This is a genomic window from Microbacterium sp. (genome assembly GCF_031988965.1).
GTDB lineage: Bacteria > Actinomycetota > Actinomycetes > Actinomycetales > Microbacteriaceae > Microbacterium.
Window position 1 is genome coordinate 49017 of the sequence record NZ_DALZXX010000007.1, and the last position, 6410, is coordinate 55426.

Annotated in this window: 6 protein-coding genes; 1 reads left to right on the forward strand and 5 read right to left on the reverse strand. The window is 68.9% G+C overall.

Going from position 1 to position 6410, the window contains the following annotated elements; genetic code table 11:
• Positions 1-4: 4 nt before the first annotated feature.
• The 4 genes from RTM68_RS03895 to RTM68_RS03910 form a co-directional block, all read right to left on the reverse strand.
• Positions 5-1129, reverse strand: coding sequence for a 5-(carboxyamino)imidazole ribonucleotide synthase (locus tag RTM68_RS03895; RefSeq protein WP_312168445.1), 1125 nt, complete (start codon positions 1127-1129; stop codon positions 5-7).
• Between the two features lie 82 nt (positions 1130-1211).
• A complete protein-coding gene (locus RTM68_RS03900; protein ID WP_396654179.1) occupies positions 1212-1766 on the reverse strand; it encodes a PH domain-containing protein in 555 nt (184 codons plus the stop codon).
• A 51-nt stretch (positions 1767-1817) separates the two neighbouring features.
• The gene (locus RTM68_RS03905) at positions 1818-2591 is read right to left on the reverse strand and encodes a biotin--[acetyl-CoA-carboxylase] ligase (RefSeq protein WP_312168446.1); all 774 of its coding nucleotides are present in this window, start codon (positions 2589-2591) and stop codon (positions 1818-1820) included.
• Positions 2591-3874, reverse strand: a complete 1284-nt coding sequence (locus RTM68_RS03910; RefSeq protein WP_312168449.1) for a CDP-glycerol glycerophosphotransferase family protein — start codon at positions 3872-3874, stop codon at positions 2591-2593. The genes RTM68_RS03905 and RTM68_RS03910 overlap by 1 nt, the downstream gene beginning before the upstream one ends.
• A 125-nt stretch (positions 3875-3999) precedes the next feature.
• On the opposite strand from RTM68_RS03910, the gene RTM68_RS03915 reads away from it, so the two are divergent.
• Positions 4000-5025: a glycosyltransferase family 2 protein gene (locus tag RTM68_RS03915; protein WP_312168456.1), complete on the forward strand. Its 1026-nt coding sequence runs from the start codon at positions 4000-4002 to the stop codon at positions 5023-5025.
• A 60-nt stretch (positions 5026-5085) separates the two neighbouring features.
• Here RTM68_RS03915 and RTM68_RS03920 read toward each other — a convergent pair.
• Positions 5086-6410: CDP-glycerol glycerophosphotransferase family protein (locus RTM68_RS03920; protein ID WP_312168451.1), on the reverse strand; the 1325-nt coding region annotated here is incomplete at its 5' end.

Sequence of the window (6410 nt, forward strand, 5' to 3'; positions counted from 1 at the left end):
CGTCTCAGTCGAAATGGGCAGCGGCGGCCCGTGCGACGTAGACGGCCTCATCGAGGTCGTCGCCCGCGACGTTGACGTGGCCGACCTTGCGGCCCGGACGTGGATCCTTGCCGTATGTGTGGATCTTCGCCGACGGGTGCTCCGCCATCGCGCCGGCGAAACGCTGTCCGAGCGAGCCCTCTTCAGGTCCGCCGAGGATGTTCACCATGACCGACCATCGCGCGCGGGGCGCCGTGTCTCCGAGCGGCAGATCGGCGACGGCGCGCAGATGCTGCTCGAACTGCCCGGTCACGGCACCGTCCTGGCTCCAGTGGCCGCTGTTGTGGGGCCGCATCGCGAGCTCGTTCACGAGGATGCGCTCGTCATCGGTCTCGAACAGCTCGACCGCGAGCATCCCCGTGACGCCCAGGCCTTCCGCGATGGAGCGTCCGATGCCCTCGGCGACCTGCACGAGGCGGTCTCCGGCTGCGGGCGCAGGCGCGATCACCTCGGCGCAGACTCCGTCACGCTGCACGGTCTCGACGACGGGGTATGCGACGATCTGGCCGCTCGGACGGCGGGCCACCTGCTGTGCGAGTTCGCGCACGAACGGCACGAGCTCCTCGACGAGCAGGGCCTCTCCGTCGGCGAGGGCAGTGAACCAGTCCTGGGCGTCGTCTGCCGAGCGCACGACGCGCACGCCCTTGCCGTCGTATCCACCGCGCGGCGTCTTCACCACACCGGCGCCCTCGTGCTCATCGAGGAACGCCTGCAGCTCGGACGCGTCGTGCACGGCCGCCCAGTCGGGCTGAGGAACTCCGAGCTCGGCGAGCTTCGCGCGCATGACGAGCTTGTCCTGGGCGAACTGCAGCGCATCGGGCCCCGGGTGCACTGCCACGCCGTCGGCCACCAGGGCGCGCAGCACGGTCTGGGGGACGTGCTCATGGTCGAACGTGACGACATCGACATCCTTGACGAAGTCGCGGACGACATCGAGGTCGCGGTAGTCTCCGACCGCGGTCGCCGCGAGTCCCGCCGACATCCCTTCGCCCTCGGCCAGCACCCTGAGGTCGAGTCCCAGCTCGACCGCCGGGGCGATCATCATCCTGGCCAACTGGCCGCCACCGATCACGCCAACGCGCAGCGCCATGTGCGCCTCCATTCGTCCCGACCATTCTCCCGTATCCGGGCGCCGGTCGCTCGCACCTCGGGTCGAGCGCGGCTCTCGCCTGTCAGAACCCGCGGGAGGAGTCCTGTCCCGACTGGGCATCGCGGTGAGCGAGGATCTGGCTGACCTCGATCTGATCCGCCAGCGTCTCGTGCACCAACGTCGCGTTCGGCACGTTCGCGAGACGCAGCGGCGCGTCGACACCGTTGGACAGCGTGATCGTGCCGACACCCCACATGCGCTGCACGATGCCACGGCGCACACCGATCGTGTATCCGCGGGCGTGCGACATCTCGCGGCGGTTGCGGGCTCCGAGGCCGTGGTTCACGATCACCCGACGCGTGGTCACGGTCGTCGTCCGCGAGTACCAGATCGCATAGGGAATCACGGCGAGGAACAGCAGCGCCGCTCCCGCCGCGGTGAGCAGCATCCAGTTCTCGAACGGATCAGGGAGATTGTCAAAGAGATAGGCGGTCGCGCCGAACACGGCGATCAGGACGAGAGCAGACCAGAACAACCGTCGTGCATGCCCGCGGAATCGAGCGATGAGCAGCTCTTCAGTGGGCACGCCTGGCGGCGGCATGGTCGGCCGTCCGCCGAGGGTCACGGGCTGGGTCACCCCTCCATTGTGCCCGCCACCGCCGACAACACCCTCTGCGCGCCGGGCGTGTCAGCCTCCGGTCGGCCTCACATGCACCACGTCACCCGCTGAGACGGCATGGTGTTCGCCGTTCGCGCTGACGACCAGACGACCCTCAGGGTCCAGCGAATCCGCGGTCCCCTCGAGAACGCGTTCCCCCGGGAGCAGCACCCGGACGTCCTGCCCGAGCGTTCCACAGCGCGCGGTCACCGCCGCATGGAGTCCGCTGGTCACGGCATCTCCCGTCTCCGCGAGCCCGTCGACGGCGCGCTCGAGAGACCGGAGGTATCGGGCGAGCAGCCGGTCGATCTCCACCTCGACCCCCAGCGAGGCGAACGACGTCGCGGTCGGAATCGGCAGCTGTGCGGCCGTCATCGCCGTGTTTATGCCCGAGCCGACGATGACGGCGTCACCGGTCACCTCCGCAAGGATGCCGGAGATCTTCCGTCCGTCGACGAGCACATCGTTGGGCCACTTGACGGACACCGAATGCTCCGCGACCTGGTCAGCGACCGCGTCCGCCATGGCGAGGCCCGCGGCGAGCGGGATCCATCCGCGGGCCTCTGCGACCTCCGGCAGTCGGCGCAGCAGTACCGAGACAGCGACCGCGGCACCGGGGGGCGCAGTCCATTGACGGTCGAGTCGGCCGCGACCAGCCGTCTGGTTGTCGGTCAGAAGCACCGAGAGGTGAGGCCATCCGTCGGCATCGGCCGCCAGCTCTCGCAGCATCGTGTTGGTCGATGCCGCCTCAGCGACGACCTCGACTCGTGCGGCGATACTTCGCGTCCGCGAAAGCTCGACCATCAGATCTCCTCGTCGGCGACTTCTTCATCGTCGTCGTCCTCATCGCCGCGGACAGCACCGACCTCGTGAGCGTGCCAATGGTCCCACTCGTGCATGAGGTGGCTGATCGCGGCATGGAACTTCTCGGTCGCGACCCCCTGGGTCGTGTCGCCGAAGTAATGCTGGACCCACATCCGCAGCCGTGCCGTCGCAGCCACGTCGGCGCGGACGCGTTCGACCTCGGCGACGATCTCCGAAGCCGCATCCGCCTCGAGCCACTCGCAGTCCGAGAGGTATCCGTTCGTGTCGACCGATGCGCGTTCGTCTGCAGGGCGCGTGATCAACAGCGGCTTCCCGACGGCGAGACGGTCGTAGACCATCGCGGAGATGTCGACCACGGCGACGTCTGCGGCCGCGAGCTGCCAGCCGAGCTCCGCACCGTGATCGTAGATGTGCTGCGCGCGGGGATCGCCGGCGTTCGCCGCGGTGATCGCGGCGATGATGCGCTTGTGTGCGGCGCCGTACTCGTGGTCCACCACGCCGCTGCGAGGGTGGGGGCGATAGATCACCCGGTGGCGCCCCGACGCGAGCAACGCCTGCACGAGGGCTTCGCCGTGGGTCGCGATCGAGCCGTAATGCGCACTGGGGCGATCGCCCTCCCACGTCGGCGCGTACAGGACGACGGTGCGCTCATCGGGCGTGTACGGCAGGCTGCCCGAGTAGTGGTCGGCCTGGGGACGACCGATCTCGAGGGTCCGCCTGTCGATGTCGTAGTCCCACAGCGTGCGCGACAGCCGGTCGCGCGCGGCCTGCCCCGCGACGAAGGCGTAGTCATAGGCCTTGTACTGGTTCGTCGTCATGTACATCTTGTCGGACTCGCCGTGGTTGATGAACACGTGCCAGCGCCGGCCGTAGCGGAACATCTGGAAGTTGCGCGTGTTCTGATTCACGTACAGCACGACGCGGATGTCCTGCGTGGCGATGAACCGCTCGAGGTCTCGCACGGTGGGGACCAACGCCACGGGTGGAGCATCCTCATCGAGGAGCTTGTCCGCTCCCGTCGCAGAACGCGAGAGCACCACGACCGGCCAGTGCTTCGCGAGCTCGGCGAGCGGCCGGTACCACTGACGCATCTGGTACATGTTGACCGCGCCGTCGGCGAAGTACACCGCGACCTGATATCGGCCCGGCTGATGCGGTTCGCTCGCCGCCAGGCGACGACGCACGCGCTGCACGGCGGTGCGCGACGCGAGCGCCCGCTTCAGCAGACGGTAGGCCTTCTTCGCATCCGACACAGCACCCATCCCTCCAGGATACCGAGCGCCCGGCCGCCTCCCGTCGAATCAGCGAACGTCCGACGAGCGCATGCCATGATCGTCATGTGCCCCACGACGATTTCCACGCCCCCGAGACCGGGGTGTCCTTCGTCATGCCCGTGCTGAACGAACGGGCGTACCTGGAGCATGCCGTCGCCTCCGTGCTCGCCCAGGAGCTCGCCATCCCGGCGGAGCTCGTGCTCGCGCTCGGCCCTTCCTCCGACGGCACCACGCAGCTCGCTCAGCGTCTTGCTGCGGCGGACGAGCGGATCCGACTCGTCGACAATCCCGCCGCGCACATCCCGGTGGGTCTCAACGCCGCGATCCGCGCGAGCCGCTACGCCACGATCGTGCGCGTCGACGCGCACTCCGAGCTCTCACCCGGCTATGCCGCGCGGGCACTCGAGACCCTCGAACGCACGGGGTCGGCCAACGTCGGCGGCGTCATGCACGCTGAGGGCCGCACGCCGTTCCAGAAGGCTGTCGCTCGCCTCTACAACTCCCCCGTCGGGCTCGGCGGCGGGGCCTATCACGGTGGCACGCACGAAGGGGAGGCCGAATCGGCGTACCTCGGAGTGATGCGCCGAGAGGTGCTCGACGAGGTCGGACTCTTCGACGAGACGATCCGTCGCGGCGAGGACTGGGAGCTCAACCTCCGCATCCGGCAGGCAGGCTACAAGGTCTGGTTCGACCCGACACTGTCGGTGACCTATTGGCCACGCGAGAGCTGGCTCCGTCTCGCCCGCCAGTTCCGCGCGACCGGCGCGTGGCGCGGTGAACTCGTCCGACGCTTCGGGCGACGCAACGGCATCCGCTACTTCGCTCCCCCCGCCCTCGTCGTGCTCCTCGGACTCGCCGTGGTGACCGGCATCCTGCAGCTGACGGGTCTGGTCAGCGGATGGTTCTCCGTCGCCCTGTCACTGATCGTCCACCTGCCGATCCTGCTCTACGTCGCGCTCGTCGTGGCGGTGGCGAGTCTGCGCGGCGGGGGCGGACCGCGCCAACGCCTCTGGACGCTCGCCGTTCTCCCCACCATGCACCTGTCCTGGGGAGTGGGATTCCTCGGCGGGGTGCTGCGCGGCGCTCGGGACACGGTCGATGCGTCACGACTCGGGACGCAGAACACTCCGCTTCCGTGATCGCTCGGCGCCGAGCGAGATTCCTGACCTCGCTCTGCGTCCGGGCGTCACACGCCGGGGTCACGGCGTGATGTACCCCTGATCGAGGATGCGCGCCACGACTCGGTCTGCCGCGTCGCCGTCGTCACGCCTGTTGAACTGCGCACGCCAGGCCGCATACCGTTCCGCGAAAGTCACCTCATGAGCCTCGTCGGCGAGAGCCGCCACGAGCTCGCCCTGCGTGCGCACGAGGGGCCCGGGCGCGCGGCTCGCCAGATCGAAGTAGAAGCCGCGGAGCTCACCCCGGTAGTGATCGAGGTCGGGGACGAGGAAGTACATGGGTTTGCCCGTGACGCTGAAGTCGAACATCACGGAGGAGTAATCGGTGATCAGGGCGTCGGCCGCCAGAAGCAGCTGAGCCGTCTCGGGGAATCCGGTCACGTCGATGACTCGCGCTCCGCCACGATCGCGGTCCGTCTCGATCGTGCGGGAATGCCCGCGCACCAGGACCACCGAGTCCGTCTGCCGTGCGAGCAGCTCGGCGTCGATGAAGTCCACCATCTCCTTGCGGTCATCCCGCCAGGTCGGAGCGTAGAGCAGGACGCGCTCGCCGTCGGCGATCCCGAGGGCCGCTCGAATCCCGGAGGCGTCGCCCGTGACGAGCGCGTCGTTACGGGGATACCCCTCGACCCAGATCGGTCGACCGAAGAAGGCGTACGCCTTGCGGAGGATTCGCTCCGCGTAGGTGTTCTGCGCCAGGAGCACGTCCCATCGACGCGATTCCTTCACGACAGCCGCCATGCGTCGCGGGTCGAAGCCCGGGCGGTGCAGGGCCAGACGCTTCAGCGGTGTGCCGTGCCAGGTCTGCACGACCTTCTGGCCGGGTTTGCGTGCGAAGCGTCGTCTCAGCCAGTCGTTCACGATCAGCAGCCGAGCGGCTGCTCGTGCCCGCCACCATTCGGGACTGCCCTCGACCACGGCGATCGCGCCTTCCGGCACCTCGACCGAAAGGTCGACGACGCTCCAGTACCGCACCACGTCCGGGGCCGCTGCGGCGAGCGCGCGGTCGATCGCACGGGGATTGCAGCCGACGCTGCGCCCGTAGAAGCTCTCGAAGAAGACCGCGTTCTCGGTGCCGCCCGGGTGCGAGACATAGCGCCCCTCGAGGGTCGCCTGCCCCTCGGCGGTCTCGTACACGGGGTCGATCGGTGCCCCGATGTGCGCGGTCTCGGACTCGACGGCGATGCGCACGCCGTCGAGTACGGTCGGCGCGATCGACAGGCCGTCGAGTTCGGCGCCGGGCACCCGGATCTCATACGGTCCGGCGGGGAGGGGCAGCTCAGGACCGCCCCAGCGTGCCGCCCGCAGGGGGAAGGTCGCCATCCAGGTCTTGCCGCCACCCGTCA

Excerpts from the sequence above, each read along its gene's own strand:
- RTM68_RS03895 (WP_312168445.1), bottom strand. The coding sequence starts at position 1,129 with ATGGCGCTGCGCGTTGGCGTGATCGGTGGCGGCCAGTTGGCCAGGATG.
- RTM68_RS03910 (WP_312168449.1), bottom strand. The coding sequence starts at position 3,874 with ATGGGTGCTGTGTCGGATGCGAAGAAGGCCTACCGTCTGCTGAAGCGG.
- RTM68_RS03905 (WP_312168446.1), bottom strand. The coding sequence starts at position 2,591 with ATGGTCGAGCTTTCGCGGACGCGAAGTATCGCCGCACGAGTCGAGGTC.
- RTM68_RS03915 (WP_312168456.1), top strand. The coding sequence starts at position 4,000 with ATGCCCGTGCTGAACGAACGGGCGTACCTGGAGCATGCCGTCGCCTCC.